This window comes from Martelella endophytica (genome assembly GCF_000960975.1).
Lineage (GTDB): Bacteria > Pseudomonadota > Alphaproteobacteria > Rhizobiales > Rhizobiaceae > Martelella > Martelella endophytica.
Genome location: NZ_CP010803.1, coordinates 2070717 through 2087712, shown reverse-complemented (window position 1 = coordinate 2087712; position 16996 = coordinate 2070717). Strand labels below are relative to the sequence as shown.

Here is a 16996-nt window from a genome sequence, read left to right as displayed (position 1 = left end):
ACCATCCCAGAATCATCGGAACACCAAGCCGTCAACGACACGATCATAGGCACGCTCAAGTCGGAGAAGCGCCTGAAGCACTTGAGCATTCCCGCCGTTCCTGTCAATCACATCGACCAGATGGTCCTGCCGATCCCGGATAGCTTGCAAGGTCTCGATGATCAGCAATCCCTGCCTGGCGCTGATCGGGCGGTCAGTACGCCTCTGGCAGAGATAGGCTGAAATCGTCATTCCCGCAGCCTTTGCCTCGTGACGGATCTCCGCCCAACGACAATCTGTCGTCCACACTTCCCTCTGTTTGCTCTTTTCCGCTTCGGCTTTTCTTGGGCGTCCAGCCATTTCTTTGCATCCACTTTCCGGTTCAAAGGGAATTTTACCCCCGGCGTGCGAGGAGCCTTGATGAATCAAAAGTGCTCGATTTTTGTGAAAAAACAAAACGGAAAGAAAAGCAGAAGTAGCATAAAGACTTGCATAGTTCTGCTTCCGGAACCCACCAATTTGACGATCAAAGGGCGTTCAGCGATGAAGGACGGCGTTGCACCTATGTATCATCAGAGATGGATCAATAACTGCTTCCAAAGAACGATGCCGCCAATGTGTGATCAAAGACCCGCGCCCCTGGCGCATTGTTGAAGTCGTTTTTTATTGCCTCCGTGCGCGACGTTAAATCAATCCTCAATGGGGTGGCAGAACCGGCATTCAAAGCACACTTGCGCGCCTGTGCTCAGGTTGCCTAAGCGCGACCAATGACATCAGCCCGGCTTCTGCCCGGCCGTCACGAGGACTGTGCCAGCGAGCGTTAAAGACGGTTTGAACGCAAAAGCCATAACACTGACGCCAATCTCGGACGTTCTTTTACGGCAGCGCCAAAAGCAGATACGGTGGCCGGTCCAAATGCATCGGGCATCAATGCGATCACTCCCCAGGCCGCCATTGATGACCGCCGGTGAATTAGATTTGGTGTGACACGTAAGATCCGCGCAGAACCGGCGCTGTCATGACGCCACCGAAAACGGCAATGCCAAGTGCCCCGCTCGTCCACCGCAATGGGAAGAGAAGCAGCACTCGCGAGCCCGCCCAGTTCCATCGCGATACTGCCAGCCATGAACAGTTTCGGACAGCTGAGAGCGACCGGAACCTTACCGCCGATGATTGGGCGGTTTAGCAGCGCCCAATCTGTGGCAGCAACACCCCACCAGACGGGAATCCGCGATACAGTCATCTTCATGACCTCTTACCACGACCTATCCCTAGGAACAGCTATGCAACCTCCTCCGCAGCGCTAAAATCTACCGTTGTCTTCCAGCAACACAGGAGCTGGGAGCCGACTGCGCAAGCGGGATTGCCGGAACAGAAAGTCTGGTGTTACCTCCGTTTAGGAAGGTTGGTCCAAATCGTCCGCCGGAACGATTTGGATCGGAAATCAGGCAGATATCGGAAACACGCGCTGTCATCACCGGTGAAGGCAGATGACGTAACCAGGAATGCGATGAAGATATGCAGACGGGTCAGGCGATAGTGCGCATCATAGACGACGATCCGGAGGTGCGAGATTCACTGAGCAATCTTCTGAAGTCGGCTGGTTTCACGGCAACAACCTTTGCCTCGCCCAGCGAGCTTCTCCAGTGCGAGGATCTCAGCCGGCCGGGCTGCATTATACTAGACGTAAGGCTTGCCGGTGCTAGCGGACTCGACTTTCAGCAGCAGTTGCAGGCCCGAAATATTCCCCGCCCGGTGATCATTATGACCGGATATGGCGACATCCCGATGACCGTTAAGGCTATGAAGGCCGGCGCAGTCGATTTCCTGACGAAGCCGTTCAGAGAACAGGCTTTGCTCGATTCTGTCGCAAGTGCACTCCGAAAGGACGCGGCCGAACAAGATCTTCGTCAGCGCAATGCCCGCCTGCACGAACGTTATGGGACACTCACGACACGCGAAAGAGAGGTCTGCGACCTTGTGATCACAGGCCGGATGAACAAGCAGATCGCTGCCGACCTTGGAATCAGCGAGGTCACGGTGAAACTTCACAGAGGCAACGCTATGCGCAAGATGGAGGCGCGGTCCTTGGCTGATCTGGTGCGAAAGATGGAAAAGCTGGACCGTCGGGACCTCGCACAATAAGCTCGCAACGGTCCATAGGCAGGTTCCGAAATTGTCACATGTGCTGAATATAGCGATCGTCGAAGACGATGACTGGGTCAGACTTGCCTATGAGGATCTCCTCAGATCCCACGGTTGCAACACCTGGTCCTTCTCCTCTGCCGAAGACTATCTGGCAAGCGCCGGTGCGGAGTACGATTGCCTCATCCTGGACATTCAGTTGCCCGGAATGGACGGCCTGGAACTCCTAGCGCGGCTCCGTGGCGCCGGAGAGACCATGCCGGTCGTCGTCATCAGCTCTCACAACGAAGAACAGATAACTAACAGGGCAATGCAGAAAGGGGCGACGCTGTTCCTCGGAAAGCCATTTCGCCCCGAAGCATTGATCCCGGCGCTCGAAACCGCCACGGGGCGCTCAATCGGTGGTTAGCATTTCATCGGTTGCTGCGAGGGGCAGTTCAATCCGGAAGATGGCTCCGCCCTGCGGCCCGTTTTCCGCCTTCAGTGCCCCATTGAAACCGTCGACAATGTTTCTGCATATCTGCAGTCCCATTCCCATTCCGCCCGCCTTCGTGGTGAAGAAGGGCTCAAAGATATGGGAAAGATGTTCTTTGGCGATGCCAGGGCCATTGTCTGCAATCACGATCGCAACGGTACTTCCTTGCGGCTCGATGCTGATCCGAATAATCCGATTGTCTCGGACATGCTGCATCGCTTCTGCCGCATTGAGGACAATATTGGTCAGGACCTGCTGCAGTTCAATGCGAACCGCCTTGACGTAGAAGGTCCGGGGAGAGGGCGCCACAATCAGCCGCACCCGCTTTGTCTCTACGTCGTGTTCGAGAAGCATGGCCGTTTCCGCCAAGACGTCCGTCAGCTCTATCGACACCAGCGGACTTGCCCCACGGACAAGTTTCAGGCGCGTGTTCCGGATTATGGCATCCATTCGCTCCGCATTGTAGGTGACCTTCTCCAGGGTCGCCTCGGCCTGCGCGATATCTGGTGGCGTTCGTGCAAGCCACCGTTTGGCGGCCTGAGCCGACATGCCCAGCGCAAGAAGCGGCTGATTCAACTCATGCGCCAGCGAACTGGAAAGGGCACCGATCGTCAGGGCACGGTTGACGCGGGCAAGCTCTCCACGGGCTTCCATCACCATCTCGTCGGCCTGAAGCCGCTCGGTGATATCGATATGAGTGGAGAGCGAGACCGCCCAGTCGGCAGAAGCGTTGACGCCGACCGCGACGGTAACCCGACGGTTATCCTTTCCCAAGAGCGTTGCAGTCGTCATGAAATGATGGCGCTCGTCGAACATTGCCTCAAGCTGCTGGGTCATCACCCTTCTCGAATCGACGGCATTCTCGGTTGGGGGTTTTGCCACGAGTTCTTCATGATCGCGATAGCCCATCATGTTCAAGAGAGCACCGTTGACGCGGTTGACACGAATGCTGGCGAGGCATTTGTCGACGAAATGTGGATTGGCCACAATATAAGCCCTGAAATTCGTGATCCCTGCGGCCCTCAGCCCGTCGATCATTCGCTTGGCCTCACCAATATACTGCTCGGCGTAGGCAATATTCATGTCATCGAAAAGCGTACGGAAACGCTCCTCGCTCTGCAGCAGTTCGCGTGTCCGTGTGCGCACAGCATCATCAAGGTGAGCGATCAGTGCTTCTGCCTTCTGCTTGGCGAGAATCTCCTCGTGGACGTCGTGGAGACCGCCATACCAGCCCAAGACCGCTCCTGTTTGCGGATCGTACGAAGGTCGGCCATACCCCCTCATCCATCTGTATTCGCCGCCGGTGTGTAAAATCCTAAACAGGGTCCGCACGTCGCTTTTTCGGGCAACAGCCTCTGACCAGCGCCCCTCGAAGTCTGCGAGATCGTCTGGATGTATATGGCGTCGCCAGTCGTTACGGGTGACGGCCTGCCCCGGATCTTCGCCAGTGAGCTCACGGAACTCACTGTTGAAGAAATCCACCTGGCCCGTAGCATTTGCGCGCCAGACAAATTGCGGGACTCGATCGAGCAGTCCGATTTCTTCTGGGGTCTCCGAGATACGATCGCGCGCTGCAAACAGTCGCTCAGCGAGAACGGTTCCGATTGCGGTCAGACCGAGACACGCGCCCAGCAGTGTCACAGCGCCGCCGGTCACTCTCGTCTCCGAACCGAGCGCGTGCCAAACGAAAAGCTCGCAGCCGGCCAGCAAGGCGGCGCAAGCCGCCAGTATCCAGCGACAAATAGTTACCAATTCAGCGTCCGTGATCAAAACAGATATTGGTGCCCAGGGCTTCCCCTTGCATCCTAGTAAGTCTCTCGGGTGAGCGCTCGTCAAGGTATCTTTGACGATACTGCTCGCTCACAGGTTTGCGCATGACTTCTCAGTTGGATGAATGGCATGCGTGGATCAGCCAAAACCGCTCGCAAGCTACAATAGATAAATGGCCGTTTCGACGATGATCTCCTTGCAACCGGGGAATGGTTCTCCGGTGCTTCCAACATAAAGGACCCTAAAATGAAGACGATCATCGCAACAATCGCCCTACTCGGCACGATCTCCGCTCCGGCCTTCGCGCTCCAGCCTATCCCCGGTAGCATCACCTATGGCGGCTCGCAGTACGGTCAGCTCGCCAAGTCGCCAGTTGGCTCCGCCATGACCAACGACTTCTACAGCAATGGTCAGCATTACGTGGAAACCTACGTTGTCGGCCCGGACCACAAGCTCAAGCTCATCGAGCGCTCCCAAAAGAACAGCAACTAATGCTGCTCCCTCGGCATCGGCGTGGCATGACTGCGCTGATGCCCGAGCATTTGTGACCTGTCTCGATCCGCCGCCGGTTGAACTCGGCTTGCGGATCGAGTGACGTTTTGGGTGACGGAAATTTCAGGTACCGAGGCACCAGTCTTAAGGAACAAACGTTTGAAGTCCGGCATCAGAGATACCGGACCGTTTCAGAGCGATTATGGATCAGCCCGCCGAGTGCAGCCGTATGCCACCGGGACCTTTGGCCGGCCCGGCCTTCCGGCTACCTGCTCAGCGTTCAAGCCCAATTGCTCTAGTGTAGTGTCATCTGGGGTCCCGGCATATTCGGTCGGCGCCAGCGATTGGGACTGGTCCCCACCGCGCGTTTAAAGACTTTGCAGAAATGCGCCTGGTCGAACATTCCGCAGTCGAGTGCGATCTCGCTCAGAGGCGCCTCGGATGCCACCATTAGCTCCTTGGCCCGGGCAACACGTCGGGAAATTACATAATTGTAAGGGGAGTCCCCGAAGCTTTCACGAAAAGCCCTTGAGAAATGACTTTTGCTGAGGCGCGCAAGCGCGGCCATTACTTCGATGCGAATTGCGTGGCTCAGGTTCTCCTCGACATAGGCGATGATCTTGCGCTTTTGCCAAGTGGTGAGACCGCCGCGATAGACCGCAGCGCCATCTGCATCGGGGAAAAAGGAGGGCCGAGCCTCACCCTGGGAGGCTGCGTTCGGAAGGTCCTGCAGAAAACCGCGATCCATGGTAGAAGGAGCGAGAGAAGTGGTCGAATTGGCATTCATGGGAGGTGTCCTTGGTCAATCTTTCGATGCCTCCGATGATGCAGATCGCCGCGACCTCTGACGATTGAGCAGGGGAAGGTCTTACCCGAAACAAAGGTTTAGAAACCCCAGCCGAACTATTCGAATGACCGCTCCTATAGCTGCCTCGCGACATGCTTGCGGTCAGGTATCTGAAATGGTCTTCCTTGTTATGCCAGCGGCCAGCATTGGTCATCGGTGGTCTTTCCATCAGGTTGAGCTTCAACAACCCGACCTTACCGGAAAAACACTGGTGACCACCCGTCAACTACTCCACGCTGCGGGACACGGTCTCGGCGAATGATACAATCCGCGCAGCGACATCCCGACTATCTCCTGATTACGCCAGGAAAAGCGTACCGACACCTCAACAGGGCTTTTCCGGCGCTCATTCTCGCTTCGCACAAATGCGACGGCGTGCCCCTATCATCCGAATCGGGAGAAACACATTGAAGCTGACATCCTCCGCATTTCTTATCGCCACTACGTTCCTTACCGCCTGGACACCGGCAGACGCACAACAGGAAAACCGCCAGCTCGAACTCGTCGCAACCTTTTTCGATGCAATGCCGACCGGCGTTACTGTGACCAGCGACAGCCGCATTTTCGTGAACTATCCGCGTTGGGGAGATGATGTCCCCTTCACCGTCGCCGAGCTCATCGATGGAAAGGCGGTTGCCTATCCCGATGCTGCGTTCAACCGACCCGACGAGGATCACCCTGCATCGAGCCTGCTCAGCGTACAAAGCGTTGTCGTAGGCCCCGAAGGCCGCCTATGGATCCTTGATACCGGCGCACCGGCATTTAGCGCACCCGTGAAGGGCGCCCCAAAGCTGGTGGCAGTCGACTTGGAAACAAACCGCATCGTCAAGACTGTGGTTTTCCCAGACGAGGTGATCCTGCCCACGACCTATGTCAACGATATGCGTTTTGACATGACGAAGGGCGCGGAAGGCGTAGCCTATGTAACTGACAGCTCACTCAGCGGGCCTGGTGCCATAATCGTGATCGACTTGGCGACGGGCAAAGCGACGCGCAGATTGAATGGAGACGCATCGACCGCACCGGAACCTGGCTTCGTGGCGAAGATCGACGGTATACCGCTTGAAAACACGCCACCCGATGGCCCGTCGGCGCCTGTCCATATCGCCAGCGATGGCATTGCTATATCTCCCGATGGCAAGACACTCTATTTCAGCCCACTCACCAGCCGGCACCTTTTTTCGGTTCCCACCGCAGCACTTAATGACGAAAATGTCGCCGAAGAGACGCTGTCTGGTAAGGTTCGAGACCTAGGTCTCAAGGGCGCTTCCGATGGGCTGGAATCTGATGATGATGGGAGGGTTTACGGTGGCGACTACGAAAATCATTCCATCCGCGTGTTGGAAGACGGGTCATGGTCGACGATCAGCCAATCGGATGAAATCCAGTGGCCGGACACGCTCTCCGTCGCCGCCGACGGCTATCTCTACTTTACTGCAAATCAGCTGAACCGCCAGGCCGGCTTCAACAATGGCGAAGACCTTCGAGTCAAACCCTACAAGCTCTTCCGCATCGCCATAGACGGCGGCCCGGTTATCTTGAATAAGACGGAAGAGTGAAATGCCGATACCACTGAAAGTCGGGCACATCGATCTTTCCTTTCACGACGCCAGTGCCCACGAAGTTGAACGCATCCTAAAGGAAAATGGTCACGTCATCGAAAGCGACACGGGTCCGCACGAAGAGATGTTCAAGAGGCTTGGCCGCGCGGAAATCGATATTCTGGTTTCTGCCTGGCTTCCCGCCAGCCACGACGTCTATCTCTCACCGATCGAAGCCGATGTGACGAAAATCACGGTGCTATATGAGCCTTATTGCATTTGGGGCGTGCCCGACTACGTGCCGCGGGAGATTGCCGGCGTTGCTGATCTCTTGAGACCGCTCGCGCTTTCGCGGATGGACAGACTGATTCAGGGGATAAACCCAGGCGCCGGCATCAGCCGCTTTTCAAAAGCGATTGTCGAGGCCTACGGTCTCGGGCAGGCAGGCTATCACTTCGAAACAGGAACAGAAGCAGATTGCTTCGATCGTTTCGAGGACGCCTATGCCCGTCGTGAGTGGCTGATCATTCCTCTGTGGCATCCACAATATCTGCATCATCGCTACGATATCCGCGCGCTGGAAGAGCCGCGTGGCCTGCTCGGCGGACGCGACAAGGCGACGCTCGTGATCCGTAATGACGCGCTGGGTCGAATAGCGCCTACCGCGTTGGAAAGGCTCTCCGGACTTTACCTCGGCAACGCCCGCGTCAGCGCGCTTGACGACGAACTCCACCTAGCTAGTTAGTCAGCAGGGCTGAAACTGGTCAACCTATAGAAGGCGCAGGTAAAACACCTGCGCCTTTTCCCTTGTGCGCCAACGCAAATTGGGACGTCGCGGTTGGACTCAATCCTGACTTGCGCCGCCCCGGTTTAGGACGTCCAGCGCAAGGAACTCCTCCTGCGTGAGGATGATCGCCGCAGCGGCTGCATTCTCCCGCGCATGGGCTATGCTTGACGTCCCGGGTACAGGGAGCATCACGGGGCTGCGCATCAGAAGCCAGGCTAGCGCAATTTGAGCCGGTGTCGCAGCATGAGCCTCAGCGATCGCCGAAAGCGGCGATCCAAGGGCGGCGAGTTCACCTGCCAGCGGAAACCAGGGAATGAAACCAATACCATTCTCCTCGCAGTAGCAAAGAACATCTTCGCTGCTACGATCGGCAAGGCTGTAGCGGTTCTGTACCGTCGCGACGGGGAAAAATTCCCGAGCAGTCTCGATGTCGAGGATTGAAACCTGACACAGCCCGGCGTGACGCACGATGCCAGCGCTGATCAACTGCCGGATCGTATCGAACTGTTCATCGCTTGGCACCATGGTGTCAATGCGGTGCAACTGCCATAAATCGATCTGCTCGACACCGAGCTTGGCTGCGCTGCGATAGGCCGACTGGATAAGATACTCGGGCCGACCAACCGGGTGCCACTGACCAGGACCAGTTCGCACGAGACCCGCCTTGGTAGCAACCGTTAGCGGTCGAAGTTCGTTGTCGGATCGGTAGAGGTGAAGCGCCTCACGAATGAGAAGCTCGGAGACATCCGGCCCATAGGCATCGGCGGTGTCGATGAAATTAATACCCAAATTAGGCAGGTTCTCCAGCAGAGCAAGCGCTGCTGAACGATCAGCCGGCTCGCCCCAGACACCTCGCCCGGTGAGGCGCATCGCGCCAAAGCCGAGACGGACAACCTCTCGCTCACCGCCAATGTGGAATGTCCGGGAGGGGGGTAGGGACTGCGGTCTCATGAGTTTGTCTCTTCGAATGATATTGGGCGCGGACGCTCCCGAGGGCGTGCCCGGGGTGTCAAAATCGCAGAAGACTGACCACGCAGATTGTTCGATCGGCCCATTCATTTTGGCATGTAGCTGATTGCAAACGCCGGATATTACAAGGCAGCATTGAGGTAGAGAGCTAGGTTTGAAGTGTTACAATCAAGGAGCACTCCGATGACCTTCAACAATATCGCTGTATATGCCGATCCCGCCGAGCCGGCATTGCCGAAGATCGATGTCGACCTCGATCTTTCGCGCGCCGCACTTTTGATCACTGATCCTCAGATCGATTTCCTCTCCCCTAATGGAGCCGCCTGGGGACCATTCGGCGAGAGCATTCGCGAGCACAACACTGTGCAGAACATCGGCAGGTTGATGGAAGCGGCAAAGAGCGCAGGCATTCCAGTTGTCATCTCGCCCCACTACTACTATCCCTTCGACCACCGCTGGGACTTTGCAGCCACTGGTGAATCCCTGATGCACAAACTCAGGATGTTCGACCGCAAGGATCCGCTTTCGCTGGAGGGCTTCGATGGATCGGGCGCCGACTGGATGCCAGAATACAAGTCGCTGATCGAGGACCAGAGGACCATCGTCTGCTCGCCCCACAAAATCGCCGGTCCGCAGACCAATGATGTCGTATTCCAGCTTCGCAAGAAGAAGGTCGATCAGGTTATCCTGGCGGGCATGGCGGCCAATTTCTGCGTCGAATCCCATCTGCGTGACCTCGTCGAGAAGGGCTTCGAAGTGGCAGTGGTGCGGGACGCCACCGCGGGCAGCAAACTGCCAGAGGGTGACGCTTACTTGGCCGCGCTGATCAATTTCCGATGGTTCGCCAACGCGATCTGGACTACGGATGACGCCGTTGACCGCCTCGCTTCAGCCGCCGCCGTTAGGCGCTGAGGACAAGGACAAGCCGCAAAGAAGCAAAAGCTTCCTCGTGCATAAAAGGGAGCCTTTCCGCTCGTTCAGGAGGGAGGCTCCCTTTTATATGGCGCGGCGGGATGGCATCGACGCCAATGCGTAGCTCACGCCTTCTCGATTGAATTTACCAGGTCGTCGGCGAGGATCGGTTTCTGCAGCAGATCACGAGCACCGTTGGCCAGAGCCTTCTCTTTGAGAGCCTCATCTCGAAGCGCTGTCATCATGATGACTTTGATCTTGGGAAAACGGTGCCTGACGATATCCTGGAGCTCGAGCCCAGACATGCCCGGCATGTTGATGTCACTAAGCAGCAGTTCGACGCGATGGGCGCCGCCTGCAGCGAGAAACGCCTCGCCGGATGCGAAGGAAACCACGTCATAGCCCATCGATTCTAGGAAGAATGCCGTCGCCTCCAGCAGGTCGTCGTCATCATCCACTATAGCGACTGTTTTCCTATCAACCGACAGCAAGCAAGGCTCCTCTCTCTTCAGACGGTTCCAAAAAGAAAATAGCGTCGCTCACGTCGAGCGGTAGTCATACGATGGTATGCAGTGGGCTAATGCTTCTAGATCTGGCGTAGCGGCTCGGTCTTGAGAACAAGCTCGGCCACCGAGTTGCACTTCATTTTCCTCATCAGATTGCCGCGATGAATCTTCACGGTGATTTCGCTCAATCCGAGCTCAAACGCGATCTGCTTGTTCAGAAGACCCGCAATGACATGTCCCATCACTTCACTCTCTCGCGGCGTCAACGTCGCGACAAGCATCTCTAGGTTACGCCGTTGGGCGAGCTGCTGACGCCGTTCGGTATCTCGCTCGATCGCAAGCGAGACGGCATCGATGATCTCCTGATCGCGGAACGGCTTGGTCAAGAAGTCCAGCGCCCCTGCCTTCATCGCGCGCACACTCATCGGAACATCGCCGAATCCGGTCATAAAGATGATGGGGAGGTGGATGCCGCTCGCCTGCAGCTTGTCCTGAAAATCAAGCCCGCTTATCCCTGGCAGCCGGATATCCAGGATGATACAGGCCGCTTGCGCCGGCAAGGAACCGTCAAGCAGGGGAGCAGTTGAGCCGTATCCCACTGCTTCGACGCCTACGGAGCGCAATACATCAATAAGGCTTGTGCGCAAGCCCTCGTCGTCGTCGACAACAACAACCATCGGCTTGCTGTCGGTCTTGCCTGAGAGCGCATGTGTGCTGCCGCTTGGGCTACCGCCTGCCAGAGGTGACATGAAAGTTTCTCTTTGCTCACTGGTGCCGGCGATCGCGCGGGCATGTCATACGATTCGATGAAAGCTTCGCATGACCGCTTCCACGCGTGTACCTATCCATGAGTTCAGATGACATGGGCCATCGGGGCGGGCAAACTGTCGTCTCATGTCGCCCGACCTATAAGGTCGTGTCTGGATCCTCTGCTGCACGGCCGATGCATTGCCCAATCTGAACCAAGCCAAGACCTTCACCAAAGACCGGATGACCAGACGCATCCTGCTCTCGAGCCTGATCGGGACCTCGGTCGAGTTCTACGATTTCTACATCTACGCAACGGCCGCAAGCCTGATCTTCGGACCGATCTTCTTTCCCTCAGGCGTCTCCTCGGCAGAACTTCTCGGCGCCTACGCAAGCTTCGGCATTGCCTTCATCGCCCGCCCCCTTGGCGGCACGCTGTTCGGGCATTTCGGCGATCGTGTCGGCCGCAAGACCACACTGGTCATCTCACTGCTGCTCATGGGCATTTGTAGCGCCGCAATCGGCTTCCTCCCCACCTATGCCGTGGCTGGATGGCTCGCTCCACTGCTGCTGTGCCTGTTGCGGTTCGGTCAGGGCCTGGCGCTCGGCGGCGAATGGACCGGCGCGGCGCTCATCGCTTTTGAAAACGCCCCGCCAGGCTGGAAAACGCGCTATGCGATGTTCGCGCCGCTTGGCGCGCCTGTTGGGTTTGTGCTGGCCAATGGACTGTTCTTAATCCTAACGCTTTGCCTGACACCCGAAGATTTTGCCGATTGGGGATGGCGTATTCCATTCATTGCAAGCGCTCCACTAGTCTGGCTCGGGCTTTGGGTTCGCTTTAATCTGGTAGAAACACGCGAATACTCCGAGGCCATGGCGGATGAAAGTCCGGCATCGGTTCCCCTTCTCGAGGTGTTCAAGAACCAGTGGCGTGAAGTCATCATCGGTGCCCTTGGGGTGATTGCCTGCTTTTCGCTCTACTATACGGTCACTGCATTCATGCTCGGCTACGGCACGGGCGTACTCGGCTACGAACGCTCAACCTTCCTGATGATTGAGCTGGCCGCGATCGGCTTCATGGCAGTGGCGATCATCCTGGCAAGCTGGTGGTCCGACCGGCAGGATGCCGAACGCGTACTGATGTTCGGCTGCTACGGCACGATCGTCACCGGAATAGTGCTTGCGCCCATGCTTGGCAGCGGCTCTCTGGTGACGATATTCATGCTGCTCGCCTTTTCTCTTACCGTCATGGGCGTCGTCAATGGTCCACTCGGCGCTTGGCTGCCAGGCCTCTTTCCTGCCCGTGTGCGCTACACCGGAACGTCTGTTGCTTTCAACATCGGCGGCATTCTTGGTGGCGCTTTCTCGCCGATCATCTCTCAAACGCTCGCCAATATGAGCGGGCTTGTGGCCGTAGGCTTCTATGTAACGCTCATGGGTGGGATTAGTCTCGTCGCCTTCGACGCCAGCGCCAGACGACGTGCGCTTTCCGACCTATCAAAGAGCGAGGCACGGTACCGCTCCATCTTCGAACAGAATCACATCGCCTTGTGCGAAATTGACCTCTCACAGCTCGCCGATTTGGTGATCAACGAGGCAAAGGAACCGAGCCAACACCGCGGCGCGACCTCACCTAAATGCGGACCGCAAAATCCAGAAAGCTTCGGCGATCTCATCCTTCTCGCCGATGCGAACCGCGCAACGCTTCAGCTGCTCGGATGTGAACGAGCGAGCGAGGTTTTGGGACCGATCAGCGTATTTCTTCCGCCCGAAAGCGAATTGCCGGTTAAGATGCTTGCCGCACTTTCGGCTGGTGCATCGCAACTCGAAACCGAGACGGCGCTCATCGACCGAAATGGAGGAGAGCGGCTGGTCCATATCGTACTGGCGCTGCCGTCGAATGCGCTCGAGCGAGTTGCTTGCGCTATTGTTGACATCACGGAGCGCGAACATGCCCGCGAAGCGATGCTTCTGGCGCAAGGGGAGCTGGCTCGCGCCGGACGGATTGCAACAGTCGGGGCCATATCTGCTTCCATTGCCCATGAGGTGAACCAACCTATCGGGGCAGCCGTGATGAGCGCACAGGCCTGCATGCGCTGGCTTGCTGCAAGCCCGCCCGATATACAGTCGGCGACGAAAGCCGCCGAGCGTGCGGTTCAGCACAGCCTCAGGGCCAGCAAGATCATTCAGAAGACGCGTGAATTGCTGCGTGGCGAAAAGCGAAGCGTAGGAGCTCTTGAGGTCAAGACGCTGATTTCAGAAGTGCTTGATCTTATGGAACGTGAGTTGCTGACCGCACGCGTGCGAGTCGCATTCCGGCTTGCTGAGCCCTCGATCTTCATCCAGGCCGACCGTCTGGAGATGCAGCAGCTACTGACGAACCTGATAACGAACGCCATCCAGGCCATGCGTGAGCGCCCCGCCACGGAACGACAGATGGAAATTGCCGTTCGCGCGCACGAGACCTCTGACCGACTTGCCATCATCACGATCTCGGACAATGGCCCCGGCATTTCAGACGATAATCTCGCCAAGCTGTTCAACCCATTCTTCACCACCAAGAAGGATGGCATGGGCGTCGGTCTGGCAATCTGCAAAACGATCGCCGAAGCGCACGGTGGTTCGCTGTCTGCACGCAACAGCGACACCGGCGGGGCGATCTTCGATATCGCCATTCCGCTTGCTGGAAAAGTACAGGCCACCTCTGCGGCCTAGCGCGGAACCGACAGCTCCTGGCATCGACGCCTCTTCGCGGATATCCGGCACCGCAACATCATACAATATTTGCGGGTCTCAAAACGCTTGAATATCTGCATGTTAGCAGGCCTGAAGCGGTCGAGGTCACGATGGGCCGGTGGGTTACTTCGCCCTGAAAAAGGATATCAGCAATGAAGGTTGTCTACCATGTCGGGTTCCACGATGGCGGTTACGCCTATCATCTGGATGATGTGTGGTCGGAACCATTTCCAAGCCATGCCCTGGCCCTCGATGCCGCGCGGCACGCGGCAGAACGTCAGCGTTCCAGCGGAAGCAACGCGCATATATTATACCAGACGGCGGATGGCCGCTGGCGGGCGGAAGATGTCCAGGGTGCAGACCGGCCGGAGACCGAGGTTGTTGATGACGTTCTTCCTCATTTGCCGGTCGGCCATCTATAGTTGCTCACCCTAGTTCAATCGGCTGACTGTCTGCGACCTCACCAGGGTCGCGGCACCGCTCCGTCTGATTGTGCCGCATCGTTCCTCAGACTTCACAAAACGCCGCCAACGCTGCGGGGATGTGCCGACATATCTCTTGAAAAGCCGGGAAAGATGGGCCTGATCATAGAGCCCACAGCCGTAGGCGATCTGGCTGAGGGGCTCGTCGGAGCAGCAAAGCAGATCCTTGGCAGCCTCGATGCGTATCCTGAGAACATAGTCGTAAGGCGAGATGCCGAAACTCACGCGGAATGATTTAGAAAATTGGCTGGCGCTCAGTCGCGCAACGCTGGCGAGATCGGAGACCCGCAGGGAACGCTCGTAATTGCCGGCGACGAAGCGTATGACTTTCTTGCACTGCCAGTCGGCGAGTCCGGTCGGGGGCGCAAATCGGCTGGCACAACCGGGAACGACGTGATCGTCGTTGCTGTACAAAGATGCGATCATCGAAAACTCCTTTTGCATCTGGATGCAGAAAGAGTGACCGCAAGCCACCTATCGGACGAGTTCAGTGTTGTTAAGAGTTATTGGGCAGAGCGTTAACTGTAAACGCCCCCAATGAAAGTCACAAAAAGTTGGGTTTTGGTTCCGATGTGAAGCATCGGCTTCGCCGGACGGGTGGCATGTGTAGAGGATTGTTGACCTGAGGCCCGATTTTCTTCCATTTTCCGGAGATTATCGGGTTTCCAATCTGGCCTCAAGCGGCCTGTTTCTCCAGTGCCATTTTCATTGCGAGCTCGTTGGTGATGATATTGCCCAGCGATGAAAGCGGCCTGTTTGCGTTGTAATCCTCCTTCCAAATTGAGATGGCAGCGCGCGCTTTGGCGAGCGACGAGAACAGCGTCTCGCTGATCGGCGCACACCATCAGGGCCCGCAGTCATGCAAGGGCTGCATGAACAGGCCGAATACATAAACTCACCACCGATGGACATCACAATTAAAGCACTTGCGCCCGCGGGGCCGTCTACACATGAAGCTTTCGATAAAGCCGTTCTGCATCGACCTGCCGGGAGCGATATAGTGCCATTCAATATGGGTCTCCTGGCATCATTTGAGGATCGCCATACTGGTCATCTCCGTGCCGTTATCGGAAACAGTAGTCCTTGGCTTGCCTCGCCTGTCGATGAAGGTGTCCAGCTCCCGGGCAAGGCGAACGCCAGACAGCGATGTGTCCGCGACGAGACACAAGCATTCGCGGGTGAAGCCATTTACGACACCTGGAAGCGGCGGCCATCTATGAAGGCATCACTGATGAAATCCGGGCTCCAGCGCTCGATGGGGCGTGAGGGCAAGCCCAATGGTCGCCTTGTTCTCAATGCCCTCTCGCGGCTGCCGCGCTTGCGCACGGTCAGCTTCTCTTCCCGGTAAAGCCGCCGGAGTTTCTTCAGGTTCATGACGATCCTTTGCCGATCCAGCATGAAATGGATCCGGCGGTAGCCGAAGCGCCGGCGCTCGGGGCAAGTTCGCATCTGCCAGCCAAACTCCACCGCACGATCGTTCAAACCGCCTGATGTTTTGACAATCGGCATGTCTCCCTCATCGCTAGTTTCGTCTCCGTCAGAACAACCGCAAGGGCTTGTCGATATCTGAAGGAGACGAACGTGAACGACCTGATTTCCCTCACACGCCGGCAAGCGCTGATTGGCGGGGCATCCGCATCTTTCTTTGCTGTGCTTCCGTCAATCGCGATGGCGGATGAGCCCGAAAATCAACCTGAAGGAGCGAGCCAGATGGCCGAGAACTTTATCACCACCGAGGATGGCGTCGAGATTTTCTACAAGGACTGGGGTCCGAAAGATGCCCAGCCGATCATGTTCCACCATGGCTGGCCGCTTTCCAGCGATGACTGGGACGCCCAGATGATGTTCTTCGTCAACAAGGGCTTTCGCGTTGTCGCCCATGACCGCCGTGGCCACGGCCGTTCGGCGCAGGTGAGCGACGGGCACGACATGGCGCATTATGCCGCCGATGCCGCAGCTGTCACTGCCGCGCTTGACCTCAAGAATGCAGTCCATATCGGCCATTCCACCGGTGGCGGCGAGGCGCTTGCATACGTTGCCCGTTTCGGCCAGCCTCAGGGGCGCGTTGCCGGCCTCGTCATGGTTGCCGCAGTGCCGCCGATCATGGTCAAGTCCGACAGCAATCCCGGCGGCACGCCGATTGCTGTCTTCGATGACTTCCGTGCGCAGCTTGCGGCGAACCGGGCGCAGTTCTTCCTTGATGTCGCCTCCGGCCCATTCTACGGTTTCAACCGTCCCGATGCGAAGGTCTATCAAGGCGTGATCACCAACTGGTGGCGGCAGGGCATGAACGGCAGCGCCAAGGCCCATTACGACGGTATCAAGGCGTTTTCGGAAACCGACCAGACGGACGATCTCAAGGCGATCACCGTGCCGACGTTGATCCTGCAGGGCGATGACGATCAGATCGTGCCCTACAAGGACGCTTCCGAGCTGCAGGCGAAACTGGTGTCCGGCTCGCAGCTGAAGATCTATCCGGGCTTCCCGCACGGCATGCTGACCACCCATGCCGAGGTGATCAATCCCGATATTCTGGCCTTTATCCAGGGCTGAAACGGTTTGTGCCATGGCGGGGCGCCCGCCGTGGCCTTATCCCGGACGGAGTACC

The 16996-nt window shown here is 57.3% G+C and carries 17 protein-coding genes and 2 pseudogenes; 9 read left to right on the top strand and 10 right to left on the bottom strand.

The features are described from left to right. Nucleotides 1–12: 12 nt before the first annotated feature. Nucleotides 13–339 carry a plasmid mobilization protein gene (locus TM49_RS09485; RefSeq protein ID WP_045680820.1) on the bottom strand — a complete coding sequence of 109 codons (327 nt, stop codon included), beginning with the start codon at nt 337–339 and terminating at the stop codon, nt 13–15. Between the two features lie 460 nt (nt 340–799). Further along, a complete protein-coding gene (locus TM49_RS23410; protein ID WP_144409526.1) occupies nt 800–1228 on the bottom strand; it encodes a hypothetical protein in 429 nt (142 codons plus the stop codon). A 269-nt stretch (nt 1229–1497) separates the two neighbouring features. Between TM49_RS23410 and TM49_RS09480 the strand changes: the two genes are divergently transcribed. Next, entirely contained in the window at nt 1498–2124 is a 627-nt protein-coding gene (locus tag TM49_RS09480; protein WP_045680818.1) for a response regulator transcription factor, read from the top strand. 40 nt (nt 2125–2164) lie between these two features. Then, a complete protein-coding gene (locus TM49_RS09475) occupies nt 2165–2533 on the top strand; it encodes a response regulator transcription factor (RefSeq protein ID WP_052699788.1) in 369 nt (122 codons plus the stop codon). Here TM49_RS09475 and TM49_RS22615 read toward each other — a convergent pair. Next, complete coding sequence (locus tag TM49_RS22615; protein ID WP_144409525.1) at nt 2519–4255, bottom strand: PAS domain-containing sensor histidine kinase; 1737 nt, start codon at nt 4253–4255, stop codon at nt 2519–2521. The two genes, TM49_RS09475 and TM49_RS22615, sit on opposite strands and share 15 nt — an antisense overlap. A gap of 360 nt (nt 4256–4615) precedes the next feature. On the opposite strand from TM49_RS22615, the gene TM49_RS09460 reads away from it, so the two are divergent. Next, entirely contained in the window at nt 4616–4861 is a 246-nt protein-coding gene (locus tag TM49_RS09460) for a hypothetical protein (protein ID WP_045680813.1), read from the top strand. Between the two features lie 295 nt (nt 4862–5156). Here TM49_RS09460 and TM49_RS09455 read toward each other — a convergent pair whose 3' ends face one another. Further along, complete coding sequence (locus tag TM49_RS09455; RefSeq protein WP_052699786.1) at nt 5157–5648, bottom strand: helix-turn-helix domain-containing protein; 492 nt, start codon at nt 5646–5648, stop codon at nt 5157–5159. A 467-nt stretch (nt 5649–6115) separates the two neighbouring features. Between TM49_RS09455 and TM49_RS09450 the strand changes: the two genes are divergently transcribed. Beyond that, entirely contained in the window at nt 6116–7267 is a 1152-nt protein-coding gene (locus TM49_RS09450) for a major royal jelly family protein (protein WP_244464830.1), read from the top strand. Between the two features lies 1 nt (nt 7268). Continuing rightward, entirely contained in the window at nt 7269–7994 is a 726-nt protein-coding gene (locus tag TM49_RS09445) for a glycine betaine ABC transporter substrate-binding protein (RefSeq protein ID WP_045680808.1), read from the top strand. A 99-nt stretch (nt 7995–8093) separates the two neighbouring features. Here the strand turns inward: TM49_RS09445 and TM49_RS09440 are convergent, their stop codons facing one another. Next, nucleotides 8094–8987 carry an aldo/keto reductase gene (locus TM49_RS09440; RefSeq protein ID WP_045685049.1) on the bottom strand — a complete coding sequence of 298 codons (894 nt, stop codon included), beginning with the start codon at nt 8985–8987 and terminating at the stop codon, nt 8094–8096. Between the two features lie 201 nt (nt 8988–9188). Here TM49_RS09440 and TM49_RS09435 point away from each other — a divergent pair, with 201 nt between their 5' ends. Next, entirely contained in the window at nt 9189–9917 is a 729-nt protein-coding gene (locus TM49_RS09435) for a cysteine hydrolase family protein (protein ID WP_045680806.1), read from the top strand. A 125-nt stretch (nt 9918–10042) separates the two neighbouring features. Here the strand turns inward: TM49_RS09435 and TM49_RS09430 are convergent, their stop codons facing one another. Continuing rightward, nucleotides 10043–10375, bottom strand: a complete 333-nt coding sequence (locus TM49_RS09430) for a response regulator transcription factor (RefSeq protein WP_244464829.1) — start codon at nt 10373–10375, stop codon at nt 10043–10045. 128 nt (nt 10376–10503) lie between these two features. After that, nucleotides 10504–11172, bottom strand: coding sequence for a response regulator transcription factor (locus TM49_RS09425; RefSeq protein ID WP_082074685.1), 669 nt, complete (start codon nt 11170–11172; stop codon nt 10504–10506). 199 nt (nt 11173–11371) lie between these two features. Here TM49_RS09425 and TM49_RS09420 point away from each other — a divergent pair, with 199 nt between their 5' ends. Both TM49_RS09420 and TM49_RS09415 read left to right on the top strand, forming a co-directional pair. After that, nucleotides 11372–13885 carry an MFS transporter gene (locus TM49_RS09420; RefSeq protein ID WP_244464828.1) on the top strand — a complete coding sequence of 838 codons (2514 nt, stop codon included), beginning with the start codon at nt 11372–11374 and terminating at the stop codon, nt 13883–13885. Between the two features lie 173 nt (nt 13886–14058). Further along, nucleotides 14059–14328: a hypothetical protein gene (locus TM49_RS09415; protein WP_045680802.1), complete on the top strand. Its 270-nt coding sequence runs from the start codon at nt 14059–14061 to the stop codon at nt 14326–14328. A gap of 9 nt (nt 14329–14337) precedes the next feature. Here the strand turns inward: TM49_RS09415 and TM49_RS09410 are convergent, their stop codons facing one another. The 3 genes and pseudogenes from TM49_RS09410 to TM49_RS23885 all read right to left on the bottom strand — a co-directional run. Further along, entirely contained in the window at nt 14338–14814 is a 477-nt protein-coding gene (locus TM49_RS09410; RefSeq protein WP_082074896.1) for a helix-turn-helix domain-containing protein, read from the bottom strand. A 250-nt stretch (nt 14815–15064) separates the two neighbouring features. Beyond that, nucleotides 15065–15367: pseudogene (locus tag TM49_RS24065) on the bottom strand (integrase core domain-containing protein). Further along, nucleotides 15341–15822 (bottom strand): annotated as a pseudogene (locus TM49_RS23885) (DDE-type integrase/transposase/recombinase); the annotation flags it as partial. The pseudogenes TM49_RS24065 and TM49_RS23885, both read right to left, overlap by 27 nt. A gap of 276 nt (nt 15823–16098) precedes the next feature. Between TM49_RS23885 and TM49_RS09400 the strand changes: the two are divergent. After that, a complete protein-coding gene (locus TM49_RS09400; RefSeq protein WP_144409523.1) occupies nt 16099–16941 on the top strand; it encodes an alpha/beta fold hydrolase in 843 nt (280 codons plus the stop codon). The last annotated feature ends 55 nt before the right edge of the window (nt 16942–16996 follow it).

Excerpts from the sequence above, each read along its gene's own strand:
- TM49_RS09485 (WP_045680820.1), bottom strand. The coding sequence starts at position 339 with ATGGCTGGACGCCCAAGAAAAGCCGAAGCGGAAAAGAGCAAACAGAGG.
- TM49_RS23410 (WP_144409526.1), bottom strand. The coding sequence starts at position 1,228 with ATGAAGATGACTGTATCGCGGATTCCCGTCTGGTGGGGTGTTGCTGCC.
- TM49_RS09480 (WP_045680818.1), top strand. The coding sequence starts at position 1,498 with ATGCAGACGGGTCAGGCGATAGTGCGCATCATAGACGACGATCCGGAG.
- TM49_RS09460 (WP_045680813.1), top strand. The coding sequence starts at position 4,616 with ATGAAGACGATCATCGCAACAATCGCCCTACTCGGCACGATCTCCGCT.
- TM49_RS09455 (WP_052699786.1), bottom strand. The coding sequence starts at position 5,648 with ATGAATGCCAATTCGACCACTTCTCTCGCTCCTTCTACCATGGATCGC.
- TM49_RS09445 (WP_045680808.1), top strand. The coding sequence starts at position 7,269 with ATGCCGATACCACTGAAAGTCGGGCACATCGATCTTTCCTTTCACGAC.
- TM49_RS09440 (WP_045685049.1), bottom strand. The coding sequence starts at position 8,987 with ATGAGACCGCAGTCCCTACCCCCCTCCCGGACATTCCACATTGGCGGT.
- TM49_RS09435 (WP_045680806.1), top strand. The coding sequence starts at position 9,189 with ATGACCTTCAACAATATCGCTGTATATGCCGATCCCGCCGAGCCGGCA.
- TM49_RS09425 (WP_082074685.1), bottom strand. The coding sequence starts at position 11,172 with ATGTCACCTCTGGCAGGCGGTAGCCCAAGCGGCAGCACACATGCGCTC.
- TM49_RS09415 (WP_045680802.1), top strand. The coding sequence starts at position 14,059 with ATGAAGGTTGTCTACCATGTCGGGTTCCACGATGGCGGTTACGCCTAT.
- TM49_RS09410 (WP_082074896.1), bottom strand. The coding sequence starts at position 14,814 with ATGATCGCATCTTTGTACAGCAACGACGATCACGTCGTTCCCGGTTGT.
- TM49_RS09400 (WP_144409523.1), top strand. The coding sequence starts at position 16,099 with ATGGCCGAGAACTTTATCACCACCGAGGATGGCGTCGAGATTTTCTAC.